Origin of the sequence: Pseudomonas sp. yb_2, from assembly GCF_043103905.1 — a bacterium.
Lineage (GTDB): Bacteria > Pseudomonadota > Gammaproteobacteria > Pseudomonadales > Pseudomonadaceae > Aquipseudomonas > Aquipseudomonas alloputida.
Map to the genome: position 1 here is coordinate 80,605 of NZ_JBICKH010000024.1, position 25,597 is coordinate 106,201.

27 protein-coding genes are annotated in these 25,597 nt (G+C 62.1%); 16 read left to right on the forward strand and 11 right to left on the reverse strand.

What is annotated here, in order from left to right; genetic code table 11:
- Positions 1–6 precede the first annotated feature (6 nt).
- Positions 7–573 (forward strand): cytochrome c oxidase assembly protein, encoded by a 567-nt coding sequence (locus ACF8FB_RS04950; RefSeq protein ID WP_003253035.1) that lies wholly within the window; start codon positions 7–9, stop codon positions 571–573.
- Positions 574–589: 16 nt separating this feature from the next.
- Positions 590–1,477 (forward strand): cytochrome c oxidase subunit 3, encoded by an 888-nt coding sequence (locus tag ACF8FB_RS04955; protein ID WP_392511084.1) that lies wholly within the window; start codon positions 590–592, stop codon positions 1,475–1,477.
- A gap of 32 nt (positions 1,478–1,509) precedes the next feature.
- Here the strand turns inward: ACF8FB_RS04955 and ACF8FB_RS04960 are convergent, their stop codons facing one another.
- Positions 1,510–1,713, reverse strand: a complete 204-nt coding sequence (locus ACF8FB_RS04960) for a twin transmembrane helix small protein (protein ID WP_176683003.1) — start codon at positions 1,711–1,713, stop codon at positions 1,510–1,512.
- 51 nt (positions 1,714–1,764) lie between these two features.
- Between ACF8FB_RS04960 and ACF8FB_RS04965 the strand changes: the two genes are divergently transcribed.
- Genes ACF8FB_RS04965 through ACF8FB_RS04985 form a run of 5 tightly spaced genes read left to right on the forward strand, consistent with a single transcriptional unit; the run spans position 1,765 to position 5,648 of the window.
- Positions 1,765–2,502, forward strand: coding sequence for an SURF1 family protein (locus ACF8FB_RS04965; RefSeq protein WP_392511085.1), 738 nt, complete (start codon positions 1,765–1,767; stop codon positions 2,500–2,502).
- Complete coding sequence (locus tag ACF8FB_RS04970; protein WP_392511086.1) at positions 2,471–3,052, forward strand: hypothetical protein; 582 nt, start codon at positions 2,471–2,473, stop codon at positions 3,050–3,052. Before ACF8FB_RS04965 ends, ACF8FB_RS04970 begins: the two co-directional genes overlap by 32 nt.
- Before the next feature lie 9 nt (positions 3,053–3,061).
- Complete coding sequence (locus ACF8FB_RS04975; RefSeq protein WP_104960545.1) at positions 3,062–4,141, forward strand: heme A synthase; 1,080 nt, start codon at positions 3,062–3,064, stop codon at positions 4,139–4,141.
- Positions 4,126–5,019: a heme o synthase gene (gene cyoE / locus ACF8FB_RS04980; RefSeq protein ID WP_392511087.1), complete on the forward strand. Its 894-nt coding sequence runs from the start codon at positions 4,126–4,128 to the stop codon at positions 5,017–5,019. Before ACF8FB_RS04975 ends, cyoE begins: the two co-directional genes overlap by 16 nt.
- Entirely contained in the window at positions 5,016–5,648 is a 633-nt protein-coding gene (locus ACF8FB_RS04985) for an SCO family protein (RefSeq protein WP_014861528.1), read from the forward strand. Before cyoE ends, ACF8FB_RS04985 begins: the two co-directional genes overlap by 4 nt.
- A gap of 93 nt (positions 5,649–5,741) precedes the next feature.
- Here the strand turns inward: ACF8FB_RS04985 and ACF8FB_RS04990 are convergent, their stop codons facing one another.
- From ACF8FB_RS04990 to ACF8FB_RS05000, 3 genes are all read right to left on the reverse strand, one after another.
- The gene (locus ACF8FB_RS04990; protein ID WP_010951512.1) at positions 5,742–6,512 is read right to left on the reverse strand and encodes a MetQ/NlpA family ABC transporter substrate-binding protein; all 771 of its coding nucleotides are present in this window, start codon (positions 6,510–6,512) and stop codon (positions 5,742–5,744) included.
- A gap of 64 nt (positions 6,513–6,576) precedes the next feature.
- The gene (locus ACF8FB_RS04995; protein WP_010951513.1) at positions 6,577–7,248 is read right to left on the reverse strand and encodes a methionine ABC transporter permease; all 672 of its coding nucleotides are present in this window, start codon (positions 7,246–7,248) and stop codon (positions 6,577–6,579) included.
- The gene (locus ACF8FB_RS05000) at positions 7,248–8,255 is read right to left on the reverse strand and encodes a methionine ABC transporter ATP-binding protein (protein ID WP_003253013.1); all 1,008 of its coding nucleotides are present in this window, start codon (positions 8,253–8,255) and stop codon (positions 7,248–7,250) included. Before ACF8FB_RS05000 ends, ACF8FB_RS04995 begins: the two co-directional genes overlap by 1 nt.
- A 227-nt stretch (positions 8,256–8,482) precedes the next feature.
- Between ACF8FB_RS05000 and katE the strand changes: the two genes are divergently transcribed.
- Positions 8,483–10,618, forward strand: coding sequence for a catalase HPII (gene katE, locus ACF8FB_RS05005; protein WP_392509773.1), 2,136 nt, complete (start codon positions 8,483–8,485; stop codon positions 10,616–10,618).
- Positions 10,619–10,678: 60 nt separating this feature from the next.
- Here the strand turns inward: katE and ACF8FB_RS05010 are convergent, their stop codons facing one another.
- The 4 genes from ACF8FB_RS05010 to zur form a co-directional block, all read right to left on the reverse strand.
- Positions 10,679–11,386: a PA5502 family lipoprotein gene (locus ACF8FB_RS05010; protein ID WP_011953148.1), complete on the reverse strand. Its 708-nt coding sequence runs from the start codon at positions 11,384–11,386 to the stop codon at positions 10,679–10,681.
- Positions 11,387–11,512: 126 nt separating this feature from the next.
- Complete coding sequence (gene znuB, locus ACF8FB_RS05015; protein ID WP_392509774.1) at positions 11,513–12,295, reverse strand: zinc ABC transporter permease subunit ZnuB; 783 nt, start codon at positions 12,293–12,295, stop codon at positions 11,513–11,515.
- Complete coding sequence (znuC, locus tag ACF8FB_RS05020) at positions 12,288–13,061, reverse strand: zinc ABC transporter ATP-binding protein ZnuC (protein ID WP_003253004.1); 774 nt, start codon at positions 13,059–13,061, stop codon at positions 12,288–12,290. The genes znuB and znuC overlap by 8 nt, the downstream gene beginning before the upstream one ends.
- Positions 13,058–13,543, reverse strand: a complete 486-nt coding sequence (gene zur, locus ACF8FB_RS05025; RefSeq protein WP_003253002.1) for a zinc uptake transcriptional repressor Zur — start codon at positions 13,541–13,543, stop codon at positions 13,058–13,060. The genes znuC and zur overlap by 4 nt, the downstream gene beginning before the upstream one ends.
- Positions 13,544–13,609: 66 nt before the next feature.
- Between zur and ACF8FB_RS05030 the strand changes: the two genes are divergently transcribed.
- Positions 13,610–14,518 (forward strand): zinc ABC transporter substrate-binding protein, encoded by a 909-nt coding sequence (locus tag ACF8FB_RS05030; protein WP_392511088.1) that lies wholly within the window; start codon positions 13,610–13,612, stop codon positions 14,516–14,518.
- A gap of 112 nt (positions 14,519–14,630) precedes the next feature.
- Here the strand turns inward: ACF8FB_RS05030 and ACF8FB_RS05035 are convergent, their stop codons facing one another.
- Positions 14,631–15,581 carry a homoserine kinase gene (locus ACF8FB_RS05035; protein WP_392511089.1) on the reverse strand — a complete coding sequence of 317 codons (951 nt, stop codon included), beginning with the start codon at positions 15,579–15,581 and terminating at the stop codon, positions 14,631–14,633.
- A 69-nt stretch (positions 15,582–15,650) separates the two neighbouring features.
- A complete protein-coding gene (locus ACF8FB_RS05040; RefSeq protein WP_010951520.1) occupies positions 15,651–15,938 on the reverse strand; it encodes a DUF2782 domain-containing protein in 288 nt (95 codons plus the stop codon).
- 75 nt (positions 15,939–16,013) lie between these two features.
- Between ACF8FB_RS05040 and polA the strand changes: the two genes are divergently transcribed.
- The gene (gene polA / locus ACF8FB_RS05045; RefSeq protein ID WP_392511090.1) at positions 16,014–18,761 is read left to right on the forward strand and encodes a DNA polymerase I; all 2,748 of its coding nucleotides are present in this window, start codon (positions 16,014–16,016) and stop codon (positions 18,759–18,761) included.
- 370 nt (positions 18,762–19,131) lie between these two features.
- On the opposite strand, the gene yihA is transcribed toward polA, so the two are convergent.
- Positions 19,132–19,764 carry a ribosome biogenesis GTP-binding protein YihA/YsxC gene (gene yihA, locus ACF8FB_RS05050; RefSeq protein ID WP_010951522.1) on the reverse strand — a complete coding sequence of 211 codons (633 nt, stop codon included), beginning with the start codon at positions 19,762–19,764 and terminating at the stop codon, positions 19,132–19,134.
- A gap of 201 nt (positions 19,765–19,965) precedes the next feature.
- Here yihA and ACF8FB_RS05055 point away from each other — a divergent pair, with 201 nt between their 5' ends.
- The 6 genes from ACF8FB_RS05055 to ACF8FB_RS05080 all read left to right on the forward strand — a co-directional run bounded on the left by ACF8FB_RS05055 (position 19,966) and on the right by ACF8FB_RS05080 (position 25,395).
- Positions 19,966–20,268 (forward strand): cytochrome c5 family protein, encoded by a 303-nt coding sequence (locus ACF8FB_RS05055; protein WP_003252992.1) that lies wholly within the window; start codon positions 19,966–19,968, stop codon positions 20,266–20,268.
- 31 nt (positions 20,269–20,299) lie between these two features.
- The gene (locus tag ACF8FB_RS05060) at positions 20,300–20,917 is read left to right on the forward strand and encodes a cytochrome c (protein WP_003252989.1); all 618 of its coding nucleotides are present in this window, start codon (positions 20,300–20,302) and stop codon (positions 20,915–20,917) included.
- 151 nt (positions 20,918–21,068) lie between these two features.
- A complete protein-coding gene (gene dsbA, locus ACF8FB_RS05065) occupies positions 21,069–21,701 on the forward strand; it encodes a thiol:disulfide interchange protein DsbA (RefSeq protein ID WP_010951523.1) in 633 nt (210 codons plus the stop codon).
- 12 nt (positions 21,702–21,713) lie between these two features.
- Positions 21,714–22,568 (forward strand): endonuclease/exonuclease/phosphatase family protein, encoded by an 855-nt coding sequence (locus ACF8FB_RS05070; protein ID WP_003252985.1) that lies wholly within the window; start codon positions 21,714–21,716, stop codon positions 22,566–22,568.
- 27 nt (positions 22,569–22,595) lie between these two features.
- Positions 22,596–24,533: a GGDEF domain-containing protein gene (locus ACF8FB_RS05075; RefSeq protein WP_010951524.1), complete on the forward strand. Its 1,938-nt coding sequence runs from the start codon at positions 22,596–22,598 to the stop codon at positions 24,531–24,533.
- Between the two features lie 73 nt (positions 24,534–24,606).
- On the forward strand, positions 24,607–25,395 hold the full coding sequence (locus ACF8FB_RS05080; protein WP_010951525.1) for an N-acetylmuramoyl-L-alanine amidase: 789 nt from the start codon (positions 24,607–24,609) through the stop codon (positions 25,393–25,395).
- The last annotated feature ends 202 nt before the right edge of the window (positions 25,396–25,597 follow it).

Sequence of the window (25,597 nt, forward strand, 5' to 3'; positions counted from 1 at the left end):
CCCGCCATGAACGGCCTGTCGGTGAAACGCCTGGTAACGCGCCTGTTGATGCTGACGGTGGTGATGTTCGCCTTCGGCTTCGCGCTGGTGCCGATCTACGACGTCATGTGCAAAGCCTTCGGTATCAACGGCAAGACCGGCGGCCAATACGAAGGTAGCCAGGTCAGTGACCCGACGCGTGCTGTGCGGGTGCAGTTCATGTCGACCAATGCCAGCGACATGGTCTGGGACTTCTACTCCACTGCCGACCAGCTGGAGGTCAACCCGGGGGCGGTGAACCAGATGATCTTCATTGCCCACAACCCGACCGACCGGCCGATGAGTGCGCAGGCAATACCCAGCATTACCCCGGCCGAGGCCGCGGCCTACTTCCACAAGACCGAGTGCTTCTGCTTTACCCAGCAGGTGCTGCAGCCCGGCGAACGCATCGAGATGCCGGTGCGCTTCATCGTCGACCGCGACCTGCCGGCCAGCGTGAAGCACCTGACACTGGCCTACACCTTGTTCGACATCACCGCTCGCCACCCGCCGGTCGCGCACGTTGCGGCGCAGGACGTCCAGGGCGCCCGTTAAGGGAAGGAGAACAGCAATGGCAAGTCATGAGCACTACTATGTTCCGGCGCAGAGCAAATGGCCGATCATCGCCACCATCGGCATGTTCATCACGGTATTCGGCCTGGGCACCTGGTTCAACGACATGAAGGCGGGCCACCCGGATTCCCACGGGCCGCTGATTTTCTTCGTGGGTGCGTTGTTTCTGGCCTACATGCTGTTCGGCTGGTTTGGGGCAGTGGTCAAGGAGAGCCGCGCCGGGTTGTACAGCCCGCAACTGGACCGCTCGTTCCGCTGGGGCATGAGCTGGTTCATCTTCTCCGAAGTGATGTTCTTCCTGGCCTTCTTCGGTGCGCTGTTCTACGTGCGCGTACTGGCGGGGCCGTGGCTGGGTGGCGAAGGGGCCAAAGGTGTTACGCACATGCTGTGGCCAACCTTCGAATTCACCTGGCCGCTGCTGCACACCCCCGACCCCAAGCTGTTCCCTCCCCCCAAGGAGGTGATCGACCCGTGGCACCTGCCGCTGATCAACACCATCCTGCTGGTCAGTTCCAGTGTGACAATCACCATTGCCCACCACGCCTTGCGCCGTGACCACCGCGGCCCGCTGAAATTCTGGATGGCGCTGACCATTGTCCTGGGCATCAGTTTTATCGCGCTGCAGGCCTTCGAGTACTACGAGGCCTATACCAAGCTGGGGCTGACACTGGGCTCAGGAATCTACGGTGCGACGTTTTTCATGCTGACCGGCTTCCACGGTGCCCACGTGACATTGGGCACGATCATTCTGATTGTGATGTACGTGCGCATTCTGCGCGGGCATTTCAACCCGGAAAAACACTTCGGCTTCGAGGCGGCCAGTTGGTACTGGCACTTCGTCGATGTGGTGTGGGTGGGGTTGTTCATCTTTGTCTATGTGTTGTGAATACGAAAACCCTGTAGGGGCGGGTGAGAACTTCAGAAAGGGGCTTGGGAGACCAATTGACCGCTGATCAAGCCCCAGGCGACCAGGCCTATGGTCAGGGCTGCCAGGGTCACCCGTACAGTCAGGGCCTTTAGCAGACGGGTCGAGTTTTCATCATCCTTGACCAGAAACACCAGGCCACTGAACAGGCTGGCAATCGTGGCCAACAGCATCAGGACAATCGCGGCCTTGAGCATGACGTCACTCCGGGGGGATGCGGTGATGTGGATAAGTATAGCGAGGCGCTCGTGAGGCCGTTTCGCCCAGGCTGGGTACCGACGCTGGCGGTGATTGCACTGCTGCCGGGACTGATTACGCTTGGTTGCTGGCAACTCGGCCGTGCCGAGGAAAAGCGCGTGCTGCTGGCCACCTATGCAGAACGGCGGATTGAAGCGCCGATAGCCACCGCCCAGCTCTTCTCGAAAGAAGACAACGCCTTCCGCCGCGTGCACCTGTATGGCCGCTTCGACGCCGAGCACAGCGTGCTGCTGGACAACCGCATGCGCGACGGCAAAGCCGGTGTCGAGCTGCTGCAGCCCTTCCACGACCAAGCCAGCGGCCTGTGGTTGCTGATCAATCGTGGCTGGCTGCCATGGCTGGACCGCCGGGTGCCGGTGCACTTCGAAACCCCTGCCCAGGCCTTGGCGCTGGATGCCTCTGTGTATGTCGCGCCCGGTAGCACCTTCCAACTGCACCCGGACCCCATCGGCGGGCAATGGCCGCATCTGTTGACCGCTATCGATGCCGCGCAGCTATGGCAACAGCTTGATCGCGAAGGCTTCGCCCAGGAATTGCGCCTGGAGCCGGGCCCTGCGAGCTATCGCCTGGACTGGCCGGTTGTGGCCATGAGCCCCGAAAAACACGTGGGCTACGCCGTGCAGTGGTTTGCCCTGGCTACCGCTCTGGTTCTGCTCTACCTCTACTTCGGCTGGCACCAAAACAAGGAGAAACGCCATGGCCACCGCCACTCCACTGGACGTGTCTGAACGTAGCAAGCCCAGAGCCCGTGGGCGTTTGCAGCTTTTGCTGATACTGCTGGTGGTGCTGGGGCCGATGGTTCTGGCCACCAGCATGTACAAGCTCAAATTCTGGGTGCCGGAAGGCCGCAGCTACCATGGCGCCATGATTGGCAATGGGGAAAGCCGTGCCGATCTCGGCGTGGCGGGCCAGGACGAGCGCTGGCAGTTGCTGGTCAGCGCGCCCCAGGCCTGCACCGAAGACTGTCAGCGCCTGGTTTACCTGGCTCGGCAGATTCAGGTCGGGCTGGGGCGTGATGCCAGCCGCGCCAGCCATGCGCTGGCCGCCGCCCAGCCGCTGAGTGCCGACTATCAGGCACTGCTCGGCCGCGAGTACCCGCAGTTGCAGCGCTACCCGCTGGATGCGCAACGCTACCAGCAGAAGGTTGCCGAGCCCGGCCCGCAGCTGTGGATCGTCGACCCGCACGGCAACCTGGTGCTGCGCTACGACGGCAAGGTCAACGGCAAGCATGTGCTGGATGACCTGCGCCACCTGCTCAAGCTGTCCAATATCGGCTAGGAGCCTGCCATGGCCAGACCTGGATTTCGCCTTGCTGTGTTCGCCACCCTGCTGGCACTGCTGGTCGTCCTGCTCGGTGCCTATACCCGCCTGACCCACGCCGGCCTCGGTTGCCCCGACTGGCCCGGGTGCTATGGCTTTATCAGCGTGCCCAAGAGTGAAGCGCAGTTGGCCCATGCCGAGCTGCACTTTCCTGAGCACCCGGTGGAAGCTGCCAAGGGCTGGGCCGAGATGGTCCACCGCTACTTTGCCGGTAGCCTGGCCGTGGTGATCGCCCTGCTCGCTTTCCAGGCAATGCGCCGGCATGCACGCGATGGGCAGCCTTATCGCCTGCCAATGCTGCTACTGGGTGTGGTGCTGGCCCAGGCAGCCTTCGGTATGTGGACGGTCACCCTGAAACTATGGCCGCAGGTGGTCACGGCGCACTTGCTGGGTGGCTTTACCACGTTGAGCTTGCTGTTCCTGTTGTCTCTGCGTCTGTCCCGGGCCTTTGCGCCCTTGCCGAAACTGCCGCTGAGCCTGCGCCGGATCGCTGCGCTGGCGCTGCTGGTGGTAATCGGCCAGATCGCCCTGGGCGGTTGGGTCAGCGCCAACTACGCCGCCGTGGCCTGCATCGACCTGCCGACCTGCCATGGCCAGTGGTGGCCAGCTGCGGACTTCAGCAACGGCTTCCACCTGACCCAGCACGTCGGCCCCAATTACCTTGGCGGGCAGTTGGACAGTGATGCGCGTACGGCCATCCACATCAGCCACAGGCTGGGCGCGCTGCTGGTGACCTGCGTGCTGCTGATGCTCAGCTGGAAGCTGCACCGCTGTGGTCTCCCCGGCCTGTCGCGGCTGGTGCTGCTGGCGCTGGCCTTGCAAGTGGGCCTGGGCATCAGCAACGTGGTGTTCCACCTGCCGCTGGCGGTGGCTGTTGCGCACAATGCCGGCGGGGCGATGCTGCTGCTGAGCATGGTGCTGGTGAACTACCGCATTCGAGTGGTCGACAAGGTTCGAGTGGGTGTCGGCCATGGCTGGCGTCTGCGGCCGGTGGTCGGGGTGGGTATTTCCCATCATATGAGGAACGACTCGTGGCGACGCTTCTAAGCGTACGACGGGCCCGCTGGCGCGATTACCTTGAGCTGACCAAGCCCAAGGTGGTGGTGCTGATGCTGATCACCTCGCTGGCGGGCATGTTCCTGGCCACCCGGGCGGGCGTCAGCTGGAGCGTGCTGTTGTTCGGCAACCTGGGCATCGGCCTGTGCGCGGGTGGCGCGGCAGTGGTCAATCATGTGGTGGATCGGCGCATCGATGCGCTGATGGCACGCACCCACAAACGGCCTTTGGCCCAAGGCCGAGTCGAGCCTCTGCCGGCGATGTTGTTCGCCTTGGCCCTGGCGCTGCTGGGCATGGTCCTGCTGCTGGTGTTCACCAACGCCCTCACCGCCTGGCTGACCCTGGCCTCATTACTCGGTTATGCGGTGCTCTACACCGGCTTTCTCAAGCGCGCCACGCCACAGAACATCGTCATCGGTGGTCTGGCCGGTGCCGCTCCGCCGTTGCTCGGCTGGGTGGCGGTAAGCGGCCATGTCAGCGCCGAACCCTTGCTGCTTGTGTTGATCATTTTCGCCTGGACCCCGCCGCATTTCTGGGCGCTGGCCATCCACCGCAAGGAGGAATACGCCAAGGCCGATATCCCGATGTTGCCGGTGACCCACGGCGAGCGCTACACCAAACTGCATATCCTGCTGTACACCCTGATCCTGCTGGCAGTGAGCCTGCTCCCGTATGCCATCCACATGAGTGGCCCGCTGTACCTGGTCTGTGCCCTAGCCTTGGGCCTGCGCTTCCTGCAATGGGCTTGGGTGTTGTACCGTAGCAGCCGGCCGCACGCGGCGATCGGCACCTTCAAGTACTCTATCGGCTACCTGTTCGCGCTGTTCATTGCGTTGCTTCTTGACCACTACCTGTTGCTGAACCTATGACCCGAACCCAGAAAACCGTCTTCATCCTCGTTGCCCTGGTCGCGTTGATCCTGGGCCTGACCGTCAACAAGGTGCTTAATGGTCGTGACCAGCCCAACCCTGCCGAGCTGATCGATGCGGGCATCATCCTGCTGCCGCAGAGCCGCGCCGTGGCCGATGTCACCATGACCAACCAGGACGGCCAGCCGGTGCAGATGGATGACCTCAAGGGCAAATGGTCGCTGCTGTTCTTTGGCTACACCTACTGCCCGGACATCTGCCCGACCACTCTGGCCCAGCTGCGTCAGGTGAAGAGCGAGCTGCCCAAGGATGCCGTCGACCGGCTGCAGGTGGTGTTGGTGAGCGTGGATCCTAACCGCGACACGCCGAACCAGCTGAAGCAGTATCTGGGCTATTTCGACAAGGAATTTGTCGGCGTGGCGGGGTCGATCGAGGATACCCAGAAGCTGGCCAATGCCTTGAGCATTCCGTTCATTCCGGCGGATACCAGCAAGCCGGGGTATACCGTGGATCACAGCGGTAACCTGGCGATTGTCGGCCCGGATGGGAGACAGCGTGGGTTCATTCGGGCGCCGTTCAACAACCAGAAGCTGGGGGCGCAGTTGCCGGGGCTGGTCAAGCGGGATTGAGTCAGCCCCAAAAGCTTCGCGGGTAAACCCGCTCCTACAACGATGTGTGTAGGGGCGGGTTTACCCGCGAAGAATAGAGCTTGATAGGTCGGATCAGAACGCCGGAACCACAGCGCCTTTGTACTTCTCGATGATGAACTGCTTCACCTCAGGCGAGTGCAGTGCAGCCGCCAGTTTCTTCATGTCGTCCGAGTCCTTGTTGTCCGGGCGGGCAACCAGGATGTTCACGTAGGGCGAGTCGCTGCCCTCGATGGCCAGCGCGTCTTTTTCCGGGTTCAGCTTGGCTTCCAGCGCGTAGTTGGTGTTGATCAGGGCGGCATCTACCTGGGTCAGCACACGCGGGATGGTGGCGGCTTCCAGCTCACGGAACTTCACGTTTTTCGGGTTTTCGGCAACATCCTTCACGGTCGACAGGATGTTCTTGTTGTCCTTGAGCTTGATCACGCCAGCCTTGTCCAGCAGCAGCAAGGCGCGGCCGCCGTTGGTGGCGTCGTTGGGAATGACCACGGTGGCGCCGGAGGACAGCTCGTCCAGTTTCTTGATCTTGGTCGAATACACGCCCAGTGGCTCGATGTGCACGCCGGCCACGCTCACCAGGCTGGTGCCCTTGGCCTTGTTGAATTCATCCAGGTAAGGCTGGTGCTGGAAGAAGTTGGCGTCCAGGCGCTTTTCCGCCACCTGCACGTTCGGTTGGATGTAGTCGGTGAATTCCTTGACCTTCAGCTCTACGCCTTCTTTCGCCAGCTGTGGTTTGACGAAGTTGAGGATCTCGGCGTGCGGCACCGGGGTGGCGGCGACGGTAAGGGTATCGGCCTGGGCCGAGAAGGCCGCGACAGCGGCAGCGACAGCAAGCAGCTTCTTCATTGATCACTCCTTGTGAGGGCCGCGACGGCCCCCGAACGGGTCGGCCAGGCCGACCCCATTGGGGTTATTTACGGGAAAAATGCACGACCAGTTTGTCGCCCACGCTCTGCAGGACTTGAACCAGTACCAGCAGCAGTACCACGGTCACTACCATCACATCGGTCTGGAAACGCTGGTAACCGAAGCGGATAGCCAGGTCACCAAGGCCCCCGGCACCCACCACACCGGCCATGGCAGTGTAAGAAACCAGGGTGATGGCGGTTACCGTTATGGCCGCGAAGATGCCCGGACGGGCCTCCGGCAGCAGCGCACTGGTGATGATCTGGCGGGTGGTGGCGCCCATCGACTGGGTGGCTTCGATGATGCCGCGGTCCACTTCACGCAAGGCGGTTTCAACCAGGCGCGCAAAGAACGGCGTGGCACCCACCACCAGCGGCGGGATGGCGCCTGCAACGCCCAGCGAGGTACCGGTGATCAGCACGGTGAACGGGATCATCACGATCAGCAAAATGATGAATGGCAGCGAGCGCAGGATGTTGACCACCAGCGACAGCAGCGCATAGACGCCCTTCTGTTCGAACATCTGCTTTGGCCCGCAGAGGAACAGCAGCACGCCCAGTGGCAGGCCCAGTAGCACGGTGAAGAACAGCGAGCCGAACAGCATGATCATGGTATCGACGGTGGCCAGCCAGATTTCGGCCCAGTCGACGTTGGCAAAGAAATTCAGGGCGTCCATCAACGCAGTACCTCCATATGTACGTCAGCTGCCTTGAAGCGGGCGAACGCCGCTTCCATGTCTCCGCCGATCAGGGCGAGAGTGAGCTGGCCATAGGGGACATCCTTGATGCGGTCGATACGCCCGGCGAGGATGCTGTAGTCCACACCGGTTTCGCGGGCCACGGTGCCCAGCAGCGGCGCGTAGGTGGCGTCGCCCTGGAAGGTCAGGCGTACGATGCGGCCTGGCACGTGGGCAAAGTCGTCGCGCTGCTCGCCTTCGTCGACCTGCTCGTCTTCCTGGACGAAGCGCTTGGTGGTGGGGTGCTGCGGGTGCAGAAACACCTCGGCCACCGAGCCTTGCTCGACGATCTGACCGGCGTCCATCACTGCCACGCGGTCGCAGACACGGCGGATCACGTCCATCTCGTGAGTGATCAGCACAATGGTCAGCTTCAGTTCACGGTTGATCTCGGCCAGCAGTTGCAGGACCGAGGCCGTGGTTTGCGGGTCGAGGGCACTGGTGGCCTCGTCGCATAGCAGGATCTTCGGGTTGGTGGACAGGGCGCGGGCGATGCCGACGCGCTGCTTCTGGCCGCCGGACAGCTGCGCCGGGTACTTTTTGGCGTGGTCCGACAGGCCAACGCGAGCCAGTAGCTCGGTGACGCGCTTGTCGATTTCGCTGCGCGACAGCTCACCGGCCAGGGCCAGTGGCAGGGCGACGTTGTCGGCGACGGTCTTGGAGGCCAGCAGGTTGAAGTGCTGGAAAATCATCCCGACCTGCTGGCGGAAGCCGCGCAACTGGCTGGCGTTGAACGCGGTGACGTCTTCGCCGTCGACGATGATCGTGCCGCCGGAAGGTTCTTCCAGGCGGTTGATCAGGCGCAGCATGGTGCTTTTGCCAGCGCCGGAATGGCCGATCAGGCCGAACACCTGGCCATCTTCGATGGTCAGGCTGGTCGGATTCAGTGCGGGGATTTCCCTACCGGCAACGCGGTAGGTTTTATGTACCTGTTGGAACTCGATCACGTAGCGAACCTTGTGGGGCGCATTGAAATTTGGGTCAGCGGTTAGCTGGGGTCGCGCATTTTAGCCTTTTCCCATAGCTGTTCTTAGCATTTATTTCGTCATGCACCAATCCATCGGGCATATCGCGACAACCGGTAATCCTGATTGAACGCTCGGCAACGCCCTCCAGTCACTACTTGGACAAGCCCTGAACGGGCACGCCTTAAGACTGATGAGGAGAGCCGATCATGCCCAGCAAGAAAACGGATGCGCCCAAGCACAGCGAGGCCGCCGGTACCCAGACCCCCGACAGGGCCAACACCAATGCCAAGCTGCAGAGCCTGGAGGCCGACCGCAGCGATGCGACCGGGCAGGCGCTGCGGACCAACCAAGGCGTGCGCATTGCTGACAACCAGAACTCCCTCAAGGCGGGTGATCGCGGACCTTCGCTGCTTGAAGACTTCATCATGCGCGAGAAAATCACCCACTTCGACCATGAGCGTATCCCCGAGCGCATCGTGCACGCCCGCGGTACCGGGGCACACGGGTTCTTCCAGAGCTATGGCAACCACGCCGAGCTGACCAAGGCCGGCTTCCTGCAAGATCCGGAAAAGATCACCCCGGTTTTTGTCCGCTTCTCGACGGTTCAGGGCCCACGCGGTTCTGGCGATACGGTGCGAGATGTGCGGGGCTTTGCCGTCAAGTTCTATACAGATGAAGGCAATTTCGACTTGGTCGGCAATAACATGCCGGTGTTCTTCATCCAGGATGCCATCAAGTTCCCCGATTTTGTCCACGCGGTGAAGCCAGAGCCACACAACGAGATACCGACCGGCGGTTCGGCTCATGACACCTTCTGGGATTTCGTCTCGCTGGTGCCGGAGTCGGCTCATATGGTCATGTGGGCCATGTCTGACCGCGCCATCCCGCGCAGCCTTCGAATGATGGAAGGCTTTGGCGTGCATACCTTCCGCCTGATCAATGCCAAGGGCGTGGCCAGCTTCGTCAAGTTTCATTGGAAACCACGCCAGGGCGTGCATTCCCTGCTGTGGGACGAAGCCCAGAAACTGGCGGGCAAGGACACCGACTTCCAGCGCCGTGACCTATGGGAAGCCATCGAAACCGGTGACTACCCGGAATGGGAACTGGGCGTGCAGATTGTGCCTGAGGCTGACGAACACAAATTCGACTTCGACCTGTTGGACCCGACCAAGATCATCCCGGAGGAACTGGTACCCGTCACGCCGCTGGGCAAGATGGTGCTCAACCGCAACCCGGACAATTTCTTTGCCGAGGTCGAACAGGTGGCGTTCTGCCCAGGCCATATCGTGCCAGGTATCGACTTTACCAACGACCCGCTGCTGCAGGGCCGGCTGTTCTCGTACACCGATACCCAGATCAGCCGCCTGGGTGGGCCGAACTTCCACCAGATCCCGATCAACCGGCCGGTAGCGCCGAACCACAACAACCAGCGTGATGCGTTGCACCAGCACGTCGTGCACAAGGGCCGGGCTTCCTACGAGCCCAACTCGATTGATGGCGGCTGGCCAAAGGAAACCCCGCCTGCGGCGCAAGACGGCGGCTTCGAGAGCTATCAGGAGCGTATCGATGCGCACAAGATTCGCCAGCGCAGTGAGTCGTTCGGCGATCACTTCTCGCAGGCCCGGCTGTTCTTCCAGAGCATGAGCCCGACCGAGCAACAGCACATCATCAAGGCTTACAGCTTCGAGTTGGGCAAAGTGGAGCGTGAACATATCCGCGCCCGGGAAGTGAATGAAATTCTCGCCAACATCGACCTGAAGCTGGCGGCGGCGGTTGCGGCCAACCTGGGCCTCCCTGCGCCGAAAGCGGGTACGGTGAAGGTGAAGGGTAGCCAGCTGGCGCAATCGCCTGCGTTGAGCCAGATGAACCACCCAGGTTCGGTGGGTATCAAGGGGCGCAAGATTGCTGTGCTGGTGGCAGATGGCGTGGACGCTGCCAGCGTGGACAAACTGGTCAAGGCCCTGGAAGCGCACAGTGCCCGGCCAATGCTGCTGGGGCCGACCTCGGCGCCGGTGAAGGCGGCGGATGGCAAACAACTGCCGGTAGCGGCGTCGATGGAGGGGATGCCTTCGATCATGTTCGACGGGATTGTCGTGCCTGCGGGCAAGGCCTCTACGGATGCGCTGGCGGCTAGCGGATTGGCCAAGCATTTCGTGCTGGAGGGTTACAAGCACCTGAAGGCGCTGGTGCTGACCAAGGAATTGGCGAAAGCGTTGGGGCTCAAGGAGGACAAGGGGCTGCTGCTCGGGGATGAGCAGAAGGCAGTGGATGCCTTTGTCAAAGCGGTTGAAGGCCACCGGGTGTGGGAGCGGGAGGCGGCAGCTGAAACTGTTCCTGCCTGATAAGGCCTTTTCGCGGGTAAACCCCCTCCTGATGTAGGAGCGGGTTTACCCGCGAAGCGTTTACTGCTGATGCGGGACCAGCACCACCTGTGCCGGCAGCGAGCGCTGGATCTGATGCTTCTGCTTCAGCTCAAACCCACTGTCAATCTTGCGCACGCGTTTTTCCAGCAAGGTCTTCAGCCAAGGTGCATCCTCGGTGCGCGGTACCTGGAATACCACTTCGCACTGGTAACTCACCACATCGGCGGCAATGTCGTCCAGTTGGCGGCGCAGCGCCCGGCTGTCAGTGGTCTTCAAGGCCACCACGGTACTGGGCGCTGTCGGGTCGATGATGCGTGCCTTGGGCTTGGCTTCGGCGGCTTTCAGCGCAGCTTCAGCCTTTTCCAGTTCGGCCTTGCGGGCCTGGGTCACGGCATCCCCGCCGGTCACCGCTGGCGCCTGCGGCATCAGTGCCCGGGCGCGGGCCAGGGCGGTAGCTGCCGCGTTTACATCGCCCTTCTGCAGAACGATCTGGCTACGTTGCAGGTAAGCTTCGGCCAGTTGGCGCTGGTATTGCTCCAGGCGTGCATCATCCGGCGACTGGGCCTGCAGTGCAGCAAGCTGGTCTTCGGCGGTAGCCAGCTCATTGCTGGCGATGTTCTGTTGCAACTGCTGCCAGGCATCTGCTTGAGCAGGTGCGGTGGCCTGTTCGACCGGCGCATTGGAACAGGCAGCCAGGATCAGGGAAAACGCGGCAACAAGCAGATAACGGGAGGCGAACGGCTTCATTCCTGCGACTCTCTATTTGCGCAAAAAGCGAGCAAGTCTACACCCAGGTGCGCACGCTCGAAAATAGGCCTTACAGACCCTTTACCGGGCAAAGGTTGCAAGGCGTGCCTGCACACGCCCTGCGTTTCAGCGTTTTGGCAGGGCCAGGCTCAGCAAGAATAGCACCGCGGCGCAGACCACGATCGAGGGCCCGGCGGGGGTGTCCTTGAACCAGGACATGGCCAGGCCGCCGCACACTGCGGTGATACCCAGCAGGCTGGCACCCAGGGCCATCTGCTCTGGTGAGCGGGCGTGACGCTGTGCCGCAGCCGCGGGAATGATCAGTAGCGAGGTGATCAGCAACACGCCAACAATTTTCATGGCAACCGCAATAACCACTGCGATCAGCAGCATCAGCGCCAAGCGCAGGCCGGCCACGGGCAGGCCTTCGACCATAGCCAGTTCTTCGTGCACGGTAACCGCCAGCAGCGGCCGCCACAGCACAGCGAGCAGCAGCAGGACCAGTGCACTGCCGCCGAGGATCCAGGCCAGGTCGGTGGTGCTGATGGCCAGCAGATCGCCGAACAGGTAAGCCATCAGGTCAATGCGCACATCGTGCATGAAGCTCAGCACCACCAGGCCCAGCGACAAGGTGCTGGGGGCCAGGATACCCAGGAGGGTGTCGGAGGCCAGCGGCTGGCGTTGCTGCAATGTCACCAGCAGAATCGCCAGCAACAGGCAGCCCACGGTTACCGCCAGCGCCGGGCTGACATCCAGGGCAAAGCCCAGGGCCACACCGAGCAGCGCGGCGTGAGACAGGGTGTCGCCAAAGTAGGCCATGCGCCGCCATACCACGAAGGAGCCCAGTGGGCCTGCAACCAGTGCCAGGGACAAGCCGGCAAGCAAGGCGTAGAGAAGAAAATCAGCCATGCTTGCAGTGCTCTCCGTGAACATGGGTGCCAGGGGCGACCACCGAGCCATGCAGGTCGTGGCTGTGGTCGTGATGGTGGTGGTAGATGGCCAGGCTCGGTGCGGTCTTGCCGAACAGCTCGACGAACGCCGGATCACCGCTGACTTGCTCAGGGTGACCTGAGCAGCACACGTGGCGGTTCAGGCACACCACCTGGTCGGTAGCGCTCATGACCAGGTGCAGGTCGTGGGACACCATCAGTACGCCGCAGCCGTGGCGGTCGCGCAGGCGGGTGATGAGGTTGTAAAGCTCGGTCTGGCCGACCACGTCCACACCTTGTACCGGTTCGTCGAGCACCAGCAACTGGGGTTCGCGCAGCAAGGCGCGGGCCAGCAGCACGCGTTGCATTTCGCCGCCGGAAATAGTCTGGATCGGGCTGTCGATGACTTGCTCGGCACCCACTTCCTGCAGCGCCGACAAGGCTGCCGCGCGGTCTACACCTGGCACCAGGCGCAGGAAGCGCAGCACCGACAGCGGCAGTGTGGCATCAACCTGAATTTTCTGCGGCATGTAGCCAATGCGCAGCTTGGGTTTGCGCCATACCTTGCCGCGATGTGGCTTGAGCAGGCCAAGTACGGCCCGCACCAAGGTCGTCTTACCCGCCCCGTTGGGGCCAATCAGGGTGACGATCTGGCCTGGGGCGACCGACAGGTCGATGCTGTCGAGCACCGCCTCACCGCCAAAGGTGACGCCGACCTGCTCCAGGCGAATCAGGGCGTCGCTCATGCCGCGCTCCGGCAGTTACCGCACAGGCCGACCACTTCCACGGTCTGGGTCTCGACCGTGAAACCCACGCCTTTGGCGCTGTTGATGATGGCCTCGCTGATGCTGCTCTGCTCGAGCTCGATGGCCACATGGCAGGCCCGACAGATCAGGAACTGGCCTTGGTGCACGTGCTCGGGGTGGCTGCAGCCGATGAAGGCGTTGAGCGATGCGATGCGATGTACCAGGCCGTTTTCCAGCAGGAAGTCCAGCGCACGGTACACCGTGGGCGGCGCGGCGCGGCGGCCGTCCTGCTCACTGAGCACAGCGAGGATGTCGTAGGCGCCCAGTGGCTTGTGGCTCTGCCACACCAGCTCCAGCACACGGCGGCGCAGGGCTGTCAGGCGCAGGCCCTGGCGGGTGCACAAGGCGTCGGCTTCAGCCAGTGCGCTGTGTACGCAATGGGAGTGGTCGTGAGGACGGTTGGCCAGCGGTGTGATGGACATGGGCAGCGACGGTTCTGGACAGAGACGTTATTATGTTACCTGTTTCTGAAGATTCGAGTATCCACCGTGTCCCGATTCCTGGCTCTGTTTGTCGCTTTCATCGCATTATCCGCGCAGGCCGACGTGCGTGTGCTCACCACTATCAAGCCCTTGCAGCAGATTGCCGCTGCCGTGCAGGAGGGTGTTGGCAGCCCTGACGTGCTGCTGCCGCCCGGCGCTTCACCCCACCACTATGCGCTGCGTCCCTCCGACGTGCGGCGGGTAGGCGATGCCGACCTGCTGTACTGGATCGGCCCGGACATGGAGAACTTCCTTGCGCGTGTGCTGGGAAGCCGCAGCAAGGCCACAGTGGCTGTGCAGTCGCTGCCGGGCATGAAGCTGCGCCACTTTGGCGAGGACAGCCATTCCCATGAGGAAGCAGACCATGACGATCATGACCACGATCACCGCCCAGGCAGCCTGGATGCGCATTTGTGGCTATCGTCGGTCAATGCGCGAGTAATCGCGGCAAAAATGGCAGCTGACCTGGCCCAGGTCGACCCGGCCAATGCGGCTCGCTATCAGAGCAACCTGAAGGCCTTCGATGAACGCCTGGATGCGTTGGATGGGCGTATCAAGGCGCGCGTGACCGGTATTGCCAGCAAGCCGTACTTCGTCTTCCACGAAGCCTTCGACTATTTTGAAGCTGAATATGGCTTGAAGCACGCGGGCGTGTTCAGCGTGGCATCCGAGGTGCAGCCTGGGGCGCAACATGTGGCGGCCATGCGCAAGCGTCTTCAGGAAGTGGGCAAGACCTGCGTGTTCAGCGAGCCGCCACTGCGGCCGCGATTGGCCGAGACCCTGACTGCCGGGTTGCCGGTGCGCCTGGCCGAGCTGGATGCCTTGGGTGGCACCGATCCGGTGGATGGCAAAGGGTATGAGCGCTTGCTGGAGAAGCTGGGCGGTGACCTGGCAGGCTGCCTGGAGCAGTTGTAAGCCTGTACCGGCCCCTTCGCGGGCACGCCCGCTCCCACAGGGATATACTCAAACCTTGAGTTTGTCATTGTACCTGTGGGAGCGGGCGTGCCCGCGAAGAGGCAGACGCGGTCTACAGCGCGAACGGCAGGTGCAAAGCCACCTGCTGGCGCTGCGCCAGACGCACTTCGAACTCGCTCGGATCGTGGATCATCACATCCATCCCGGCGAACGACTCGGCTGCAATCAGGCGCGACAGCCAGAAACGCACGCAGCCTACCCGCAACATTTCCGGCCACAGCTCGGCTTCGGCTGCAGTGAACGGCCGCAGCGCCGCGTAAGCTGCCAGCAGCGCCTGGGCGCGTGGTACATCCACCGCTCCGTGCTCATCCAGGCACCAGTCGTTCACGGTGATGGCAATGTCATACAGCATCGGCCCGGAGCAGGCATTGTAGAAGTCGATCACACCGGTCAGGTGGGTGCCTTCGAACATCACGTTGTCGCGGAACAGGTCGGCATGCAGGTTGGCCCGCGGCAAGGCCAGGATCTGCGCCTTGTGTGCGCTGATTTCGTCCAGCGCTGGCTGCAGCAATGCGGCTTGCTCCGCAGTCAGGCGTGGCAGTAGCTCGGCACCCGAGGCCAGCATCCAGTCCAGGCCGCGGTCGGTGCGGCGCTCGATGATGTGCTCGCGGGTGGCCAGGTGAATGTGTGCCAGTAGTTCGCCGACCTGGGCGCAGTGCTGGTTGTTGGGTGCCTTGATGTGTTTGCCCGACAGCCTGGGCTGCAGCAATGCCGGCTTGCCGCACAGCTCGCGCAGGCCGTTGCCGTCGCGATCACGAATGGCATAGGGCACCGGCATGTCGGCACCGTGCAGGGTATCGAGCAGCTCGATGAAGAACGGCATGTCCTCGCTGGGCCCACGCTCGATCAGCGTCAGGACGAACTCCCCCTGTTCGAGGCTGACGAAGAAATTGCTGTTCTCGGTACCGGCGGCAATGCCCTGGAAGTCGAGCAGACGGCCCAGCTCGTACGGCGCCAGAAAGGTTTCCAGCTCAGGCCGGGTCACGGGGGTGAAGACTGACATGATGAAAAATTGCCCATACGGGCACTTCCGCCGGGAAGTGCCGGGTTGATGTGAACGGTGCGCGTCAGCTTACCACTCGAAGATCTTCCAGGACGGAATCAGCATGTCCGGCTGGTCGGATCGAATGAAATTGGCATCAGTGCCATCAGCGCGTACCAGAAAATAAGGCTTGCCGTTTTTCGGCGTGATCTTGATCGCATACAGGAAGCCGTTCTGCCGGTATTCCTGGATGGTTTTATCGCCTTCCGTGCGAATGGTCACCTCGGGATCGGCCGAGGGGGCGTCGTCCGCCGCCAGGGTGACGACAGGCATGGTTGCCAACAGGCCGAGCAGTAACAGGCGATTGAGTGTGCGCATGATAACCTAGTCCCTTTGTCGTCAATGATTCTGGCTATTCTAGCGCCGGACCCGTCGAAAAGGTTGATTCTGCTCATGAGCCAAGCGCCCCTCGTCCTGGTGGACGGTTCCTCCTACCTTTATCGCGCCTTCCACGCGCTGCCACCGCTGACCACGTCCAAGGGCATGCCGACCGGCGCGGTGAAGGGTGTGCTGAACATGCTCAAGAGCCTGCGCAAGCAATACCCCGACAGCCTCTTCGCCGTGGTGTTCGACGCCAAGGGCGGCACTTTCCGCGATGCCATGTTCGCCGAGTACAAGGCCAACCGCCCCAGCATGCCGGATGACCTCCGGGTCCAGATCGAGCCGCTGCACGCCAGCGTCAAGGCGCTGGGCTACCCGCTGCTGTGCGTGGAGGGCGTCGAGGCTGACGACGTGATCGGCACCCTGGCGCGCAGCAGCGCCGCCCTGGATCGCCCGGTGATCATCTCGACCGGTGACAAGGACATGGCGCAGCTGGTGGACGGTCACATTACCTTGGTCAACACCATGACCGGAAGCGTGCTGGACGTGGCTGGCGTGCACGAGAAATTCGGCGTCGGCCCGGAACACATTATCGACTTCCTGGCCCTGATGGGTGACAAGGTCGACAACATCCCCGGCGTGCCGGGCGTGGGCGAAAAAACGGCGGTGGGGCTGTTGACCGGCATCGGCGGCGGTCTCAGCGACCTTTACGCCAACCTGGACAAAGTGCCAGCGCTGGCCATTCGCGGCGCCAAGACCTTGCCGGCCAAGCTGGAGGAGCACCGCGACGCGGCATTCCTGTCCTACGAACTGGCCACCATCAAGGTTGACGTGCCGCTGGATGTGGAGGTCGAGGCGCTGGTGTGCGGTGAACCTGACCGCGAGGCGCTGCTGGCGTTGTACACCGAGATGGAGTTCAAGAGCTGGGTCGCCGAAGTGCAGCGCGATGCGGCCAAGGCTGGTGATGATGTCGCCCCGGCTGTGGAGCCTGCGGCCAAGGTCGAGGCCAAATACGAAACCATTCTCGACCAGGCCCGTTTCGACGCCTGGCTGGAGAAGCTGCGCCAGGCACCGCTATTTGCCTTCGACACCGAGACCACCGGCCTGGACGCCCAGCAGGCGCAATTGGTCGGCCTGTCCTTCGCTGTCGAGCCGCATGAAGCGGCCTATGTGCCGCTGGCCCACGATTACGAAGGCGCGCCGGTCCAGCTGGACCGCGAGGCCGTGCTGCTGGCGCTGAAACCACTGCTGGAGGACCCGGCCAAGGCCAAGGTCGGGCAGAACGCCAAGTACGACATCAACATCCTCGCCAATGGCTCCCCCGCCATCGAGATGCGCGGTGTGGCCTACGACACCATGCTCGAGTCGTACGTGCTGAACTCCACCGCCACCCGTCATGACATGGACAGCCTGGCGCAGAAGTACCTCGACCACACCACGATCGCCTTCGAGGACATCGCCGGCAAGGGTGCCAAGCAGCTTACCTTCAACCAGATCAACCTGGACAAGGCCGGCCCCTACGCCGCCGAGGACGCCGACATCACCCTGCGCCTGCACCATGCATTGCAGGCCCGCCTGGCACAGACGCCGAGCGTGCAACCGGTGCTGATGGATATCGAGATGCCGCTGGTGCCGGTGCTGGCCAGGATCGAGCGCCAGGGTGCACTGGTCGATGCCGAGCTGTTGAAAGTACAGAGCGGTGAGCTGGGCGTGAAGATGGCTGAGCTGGAGCTGCGTGCCTACGAGCTCGCCGGTGAGACATTCAACCTCGGCTCGCCCAAGCAGCTGGGCACGATCCTTTACGACAAGCTGGGCATGCCGGTGTTGAGCAAGACCGCCAAGGGCCAGCCATCCACCGCCGAAGCAGTGCTCGACGAACTGGCCTTGCAAGGCTACCCGCTGCCAGAGGTGCTGATGCAGTACCGCAGCCTGAGCAAGCTCAAGAGCACCTACACCGACAAGTTACCGGGGCAGATCAACCCGCGCACCGGGCGTATCCACACGTCCTACCAGCAGGCCGTGGCGGCCACCGGCCGGTTGTCGTCGAGCGACCCGAACTTGCAGAACATCCCGATCCGCACCGCTGAAGGGCGGCGTATCCGCCAGGCGTTCATCGCCAGTCCGGGTTACAAGCTTCTGGCGGCGGACTATTCACAGATCGAGCTGCGTATCATGGCCCACCTGGCCAAGGACGAAGGCTTGCTGCATGCCTTCCGCAATGACCTGGACGTGCACCGCGCCACAGCAGCCGAAGTGTTCGGTGTGGCCCTGGAAGACGTGACCACCGACCAGCGCCGCAGCGCCAAGGCCATCAACTTCGGCCTGATCTACGGCATGAGCGCCTTTGGCCTGGCCAAGCAGATTGGCGTCGACCGCAAGCAGTCACAGGACTACATCGACCGCTACTTTGCCCGCTACCCGGGCGTGCTGGCCTATATGGAGCGCACCCGCGCCCAGGCGGCCGAGCAAGGCTTTGTCGAAACCCTGTTTGGCCGCCGGCTGTACTTGCCAGACATCAATGCCAAGAACCCTGCCCTGCGCAAGGGCGCCGAGCGCACGGCGATCAACGCCCCGATGCAGGGTACTGCTGCCGACATCATCAAGCGTGCCATGGTCAAGGTAGATAACTGGTTGAGCGAGAGCGGGCTGGATGCCCGGGTGATCCTGCAGGTGCACGACGAACTGGTGCTTGAAGTACGCGAGGACCTGGTGCAGCAGGTGAAAGATGAAATTCGCCAGCACATGAGCCAGGCCGCGCAGCTGGATGTGCCGCTGCTTGTCGAAGCAGGCGTTGGTGCGAATTGGGACGAAGCTCACTGATTGAGCAGGTAAAACTGTGTAGGATCTGCGACGTAGTGACGCGGATCCGTGCACCGCTCAGTGCCGGGGGTGCTTAAGTTTCATGAAACTATCGCAAATAGTTTTATGGGCTTCGGAACTAAACCGGTGAAGCGGAACTCAGAGTAACTGAATGGCTGGTGAAGCCCTTCGATGCTCCTATGTTGTGTTAAGTGTTGGCAGATATCTGGACCCCGCCCTAGCGGTCCGGACTTGGACCCCGAACTTCCCCCTCCCCATACGAAGTCCGGGGTTTTTTTTGCCCGGAATTTGCCGGGAGCGGGTTTACTCGCGAATGCGATGTCGAATACACCGCCGCATTCGCGGGTAAACCCGGGTCAGGCGCAAACCACTAAACGACCGGCTTGTCTTCCAGTTCCATCCAGTCCGCCAGCACACGGTAGGCGTCTTCCACGCCCAGGCGCTTGGGTGCCGAGAACAGCTGGATGGTCACGCCATCCCCCCAGCCCTTGCGGATTTCCGACTGCACTTTCAGCAATGTGTTCTTGCCGGCGCCGTGGGTCAGCTTGTCGGCCTTGGTCAGCAGGATGTGCATCGGCATGCTGCTGGCCTTGGCCCAGTCGAGCATCATCTTGTCGAAGTCGGTCATCGGGTGACGCACGTCCATCATCAGGATCACGCCACGCAGGCACTCACGGCTGCCCAGGTAGGCTTCCAGGTGTTTCTGCCAGTGCTGCTTGAGCGGAATCGGGACTTTTGCATAACCATAGCCCGGCAGGTCGACCAAACGCCGTTCATCGTCCAGACTGAAGAAATTCAACAGCTGGGTGCGCCCGGGAGTCTTCGAGGTACGCGCCAGGCTGGCATGGGTCAGGGTATTGAGGGCGCTGGATTTGCCGGCGTTGGAACGGCCGGCAAAAGCCACCTCGTAACCCTGGTCGTCCGGGCATTGTTCGACCTTGGCTGCGCTGAGGGCGAATTTGGCTTTCTGGCAGAGGCCGAGGATGGGGTTCTTGACTTGCATGGGATATCCGATGTGGGTGTTGCCTGACTTTGTAGAGCCAAGCCTGGCAAGCGGTGTCGTTTCCGTTTGGATGGCGGAAGTATATAATGCCCCAGTTTTTGTGTGCTCATTCTCCCAGCGAAGGAGAACGGGCATGGGGTGTCGAACAATAGCTCGCGCAACAGAACGCAGCGCGGCCCCCAACCCTGAAGGTCGTTCCGCATGGCGAAATGGCTGCTTGCTGTCGGTATGTTCCTGCCGTTTTTCAGCGCACAGGCTACACAGGATCCCGAGGTGTTGTACAACCGCACGTGTGCGGCCTGTCACACCGGGCAGTTGCCACAGGCACCCAGACGGGGTGACCGGGCAGCATGGGAGCCAAGGCTGGCGCAAGGCATGGATGTACTGGTGAAGCACGTGACCCAGGGTTTCAAGGCTATGCCGCCGCGTGGATTGTGCATGGACTGCAGTGCCGAGGACTACCGTTTGGTCATCCTTTGGATGAGCGGCAGTCCCGATACATAACATTTCACCCTTAGCCGTGTTGGATTAGCTGATGAACAAACTAGTCGTGAGTCTGCTGTTGACCTTGGGTGTCGCTGGTGCGGCCACTGCTGCGCAACCTATCAAAGGCGATGCCGCCGCTGGCCAGGCCAAGACCGCCGTCTGTGGCGCCTGCCACAATCCCGACGGCAACAGCCTGGCACCGAACTTCCCGAAACTGGCCGGCCAAGGCCAGCGCTATCTCGAAAAACAACTTCACGATATCAAGTCGGGCAAGCGTACCGTGCTGGAAATGACCGGCATGCTGGCCGCATTCAGCGACCAGGATCTGGCCGATATCGCCGCCTACTTCTCCAGCCAAAAAGGCAGCGTGGGGGCCGCCGATCCCAAGCTGGTCGAGCGCGGCCGCGCGTTGTTCAATGGCGGCGACCTGGAAAAGGGCATGCCGGCCTGCACTGGCTGCCACTCGCCCAACGGCGCGGGCATCGCCCTGGCCGGCTTCCCGCACCTGGGCGGGCAACACTCGCAGTACGTGGCCAAGCAGCTCACTGACTTCCGCGAAGGCAACCGCACCAACGATGGCGATGCCATGACCATGCGCACCATCGCTGGCAAGCTGAGCAACCATGACATCGAAGCGTTGGCCAGCTACATCCAGGGGCTGCATTAACTTTCGGTTAATGTTGTAGGTCAATGATGAAAGGGCGGCCGGGCTGCCCTTTTTTCCGTCCGCAGCCGTTACACTACAGAACTCGAGCCCTTCCCGGCCTGTCTCAGTGCAGGTCGCGTCGTGGCGACCCATGACTGCTCAGGAGTAAAGCATGCGTAAACTGATTCTCAGCGCTGCGCTGGTCGCCGCCAGCGTATTCGGTATGACTGCCGTTCAGGCTGCCGAGCCTGTCGCCGGCAAGGAATACATCGAGCTGAGCAACCCTGTTCCGGTTTCCGTGCCTGGCAAGATCGAAGTCGTCGAGCTGTTCTGGTACGGCTGCCCACACTGCTACCACTTCGAGCCGACCATCAACCCTTGGGCTGAAAAGCTGCCGAAGGACGTCAACTTCAAGCGCGTACCGGCCATGTTCGGTGGCCCGTGGGATGCACACGGCCAGATGTTCCTGACCCTCGAAGCCATGGGCGTCGAGCACAAGGTTCATGCTGCGGTGTTCGATGCCATCCAGAACCAGCACAAGCGCCTGACCGACAAGAACGAGATGGCCGACTTCCTCGCCACTCAAGGTGTGGACAAGGACAAGTTCCTCGCCACCTTCGACTCGTTCGCCATCAAGGGCCAGGTCAAACAGGCCAAGGAATTGGCTAAGAAGTATGAGATCACCGGTGTACCGAGCCTGGTCGTCAACGGCAAGTACCGCTTCGACCTGGGGACTGCCGGCGGACCGGAAGGCGTGCTGAATGTCGCCGACCAGCTGATCGACAAGGAGCGCGCTGCCAAGTAGGCGGCGTCACCCATGCCTCGCTTCAGAGCTACGCGTGGCATTGGCCTGCACGAGCCGCAGGTCAACGAGCATCACCTGCAGGCCCCGGGCCTGCCCGAGGATGGCCGTCTGCGGCTGCTCAGTTTCAACATCCAGGTGGGCATCAGCACCGAGCGCTACCGCCATTACCTGACGCGTAGCTGGCAGCACCTGCTGCCGCATAACGGCCGTGCCGGTAACCTGCAGAAGATCGGCAGGCTGCTGGGCGACTTCGATCTGGTGGCCCTGCAGGAAGCCGATGGTGGCAGCCTGCGCTCGGGCTACGTCAACCAGGTCGAACACCTGGCCCACTTGGGGGCCTTCCCCTACTGGTACCAGCAGCTCAACCGCAACCTTGGGCGTTTTGCCCAGCACAGCAACGGTGTGCTCAGCCGCCTGAAGCCGCAACTGCTCGAAGACCATCCGTTGCCTGGCCCGGCCGGGCGTGGCGCGATTCTGGTGCGGTTTGGCGAAGGCGAAGATGCGCTGATAGTGGTGATGATGCACCTGGCATTGGGGGCCAAGACCCGGGCCCTGCAGCTGGGTTATATCCGCGAGCTGATAGGCGGTTACCGTCACCAGGTGCTGATGGGTGACATGAACACCCATGCCACTGACCTGCTGGAGCATTCGCCGCTACGCGATTTGGGCCTGGTCGCCCCACAAGTCGAGGCCACCTTCCCCAGCTGGCGACCGCAGCGTTGCCTCGATCATATTCTGCTCAGTTCAAGCCTCACGCTGGAGCGTGTCGAGGTGCTGGCGCAGCCAATTTCGGACCACCTTCCCGTTGCTGTCGAGATTCGATTGCCTGATGCATTGACTGTGGATACGCTGCCGGTTTTGAGCTAATTGCCATCACCGTTTGCGGACCCGGGCATGACTGAAGACGCTGAGCGCTGGAAAGAAAAATACCTTAAAAGCATCGAGCAGCAAGAAAAGCTCGAGCGCCGTTGGGATGCCCGTCTTGACCTGTTGCGCCGAGGCCTGGTGCGCAGCACCCTGGCTGCTGAAGGCAGTGACAAGGTGGTAGACGAGTGCATGAAGGAAATGCGCGATGTCATTCGCAGCGACAACATGGACGCCGGCCTCGCTGGCTTGATTCCGCGCCTTGAGAAAGCGGTACTGGATTCCGAACAGCGTCGCGAAACCCGCATGAACCAGGTCAGCGATGCGCTGACCGCACTGGTTGGCCAACTGCAAGGCCTGCCCCTGCCCAGCGATATCTCGCGGCCATTGAAAAAACTGGCGAAGAAGCTCGAGGGCGGGGTTGCCCAGTCACGCGAGCTGCCGCCGCTGTTGGGCGAGTTGAGCGGCTTGCAGGGGCGCGCGCTGTCGGCCCTTGGCAAGCCGAGTGAAGAAGCCCGACCCGGTTTTCTGCAGCGGTTGTTTGGAAGCCGCGAGGAAGATGCACAGGCAGGAGCAGAGCTTGCGCCGGTAGCGTTACCTGCTGCCGAGGTTGTACCCCAGGCAGCCGGCAGTGCCGAGCCCTCGCGGCACGATGACGTCGATGCGCTACAACCGTTGCCGGCCCCTGCTGTTCCGACTGCCGAGGTGGCCGAAGCGCCCGAGCTTGAGCTGGAGGCATTTGGCCCGGCGCTGATCGAAACGGCCGAAATGCCGCCAGCCCCGTTGCCAAGGGACAAGACGCCATTGCCGGAAGCTGAAGTTTCCGCCAGCGAGTCGTTGGCTGAGGCAGAACCCTTACAAGCTCTTGAAGAAACCTTTGGTGAAGACGGCCCCTATGCCCTGCCCTACGCAGTGGAGCCGCCTTACAGCCAGGTTGCCGCGCACATCGAGCAGACCCTGATCGGTCTGCTCGATGACCTCAGCCTGCCCGAGCGACACAAGGCTCAGGCGCAGGAAATGCGCGAGCGGGTTGCTCGCGGCTTGAACTGGTATGAACTGATCCCGGTGCTGGATGACTTGGCAGTACTCATGCTGGCGATCACCGACAGCGGGCAGCACGAATTCGAAACCTACCTGCAGCAGCTCAATGAACGCCTGGAAGGTTTCCAGAGCCACCTGCACGAGGCCAGCGCCGGCCACGCGGACAACAGCACCGCTGCCCGCGAGCTGGATAGCCAACTGCGTGAGCACGTCGACGGCCTGCAGAGCAGCGTGCAAGGTGCCGCCGATGTAGACAGCCTCAAGCACATTCTGGAAAACCGCCTGGAAGGCTTGCTGGTGACGATGGACGAGCACAAGCACGAGCGTGATCGCCGCGAGCAGGAACTGGCCGGTCGCCTGCAAGGCTTGTCGGAGCGGGTGGCGAGCATGGAGCATGAGGCGCTTGGCTATCGCGAGCACCTGGAAGAACAGCGCCAGAAAGCCCTGCTGGACCCGCTCACCGGCCTGCCCAACCGTGCGGCCTGGAGCGAGCGAGTCGAACGCGAAATGCTTGACTGGCAGGAAAACGGCGGCCATCTGGCGATGGCGATTCTTGATCTGGACCATTTCAAACGCATCAACGACAACTATGGTCATCTGGCTGGGGACAAGGTCCTCAAGATCGTGGCCGACCAGTTGCGCAAGCGTCTGCGGGGCCGTGATTTCATCGCCCGTTTTGGCGGCGAGGAATTCGTCATGCTGCTGCCGCAGACTACGCCCGCAGTCGCTGCGCAAGTGGCCGAGGTGTTGCGTGCCACAGTCGAAGCCTGCCCATTCCACTTCAAGGGAGAACGGGTGGTGATCACCACCTCCATCGGCCTGGGTGCATTCCGTTCTGGCGAACGCAGCGACCAGGTGCTCAAAAGGGCCGATGCAGCGCTGTACCGGGCAAAGGAGCTGGGGCGTAATCGCGTCGAGCATGGTTAGCCAGCCGCTGTCCGGCAGGCACAGCGCAGGTGAGCACGTTATACTGTAGCGCTCATACGCTGAGGCCACTGACGTGCTTTCCACGCTTAAAAAAACCCTGATTTCCTTTTTGCTGTTGTCTGTCGCCGGTTGCTCGACGGGCCTGCGCATCGACCGCAGTCACCCTTCGGCCAATCAGGACAACCGCATCCAGTTCGTTGTCCTGCATTACACCAATGCTTCGCTGGAGCGCTCGCTGGCGCTGCTTACCCATGGTGAAGTCAGCAGCCATTACCTGATCGGCGATGGCCCGGCTACGGTGTATCAGCTGGTAGATGAAAACCGTCGCGCCTGGCATGCCGGTGAGAGCCAGTGGCAGGGGCGCACCTGGCTGAACTCCTCGTCCATTGGTATCGAGATCGTCAACCCGGGCTTCACCGACACCCCGAACGGCCGGGTCTGGCACCCTTACAGCGAGGCGCAGGTCCAGGCGCTGATCGCGCTGCTCAAGGACATTGTCAAACGCAACAACATCGAACCACGCCATATCATCGGCCATAGTGACATCGCCCCGCTGCGCAAGCTGGACCCGGGGCCATTGTTCCCGTGGAAGCGCCTGGCCGACGCCGGGCTGGGTATCTGGCCGGATGCCAACGCGGTGGCACGGCAGCAAGCCTACTTCAGCGTCAACCCGCCAAGCGTTGGCTGGTACCAGCAGGAGCTGGCACGGTTTGGCTATCAGATCGAGCAGACCGGCGTGCTGGATGTCGCCACACGTCATGTGGTCGCCGCCTTCCAGATGCGCTTCCGCCCGCAGCGCTTCGACGGTATGCCGGATGCGCAGACAGCAGCGATGCTGCAGGTACTTAACCGCATGCGTTGAGTCACGGCGGGCGGGGTCCTTGTTGCAAAGCCTTGCGCTGCGAAGAGGCGAGTTGGGTCGACGCAGTTGTATCGACTTAGCGGTCGCATCGCAGCCACAAGGCTGTTTCTACAAAGCGCGTGGGTGGATTGCAGCGAAGCGCCAAACGGTGAGGGTGATTATTGATTCCGTTGCTATACCTTGGTTATCAACTGGATGCCTT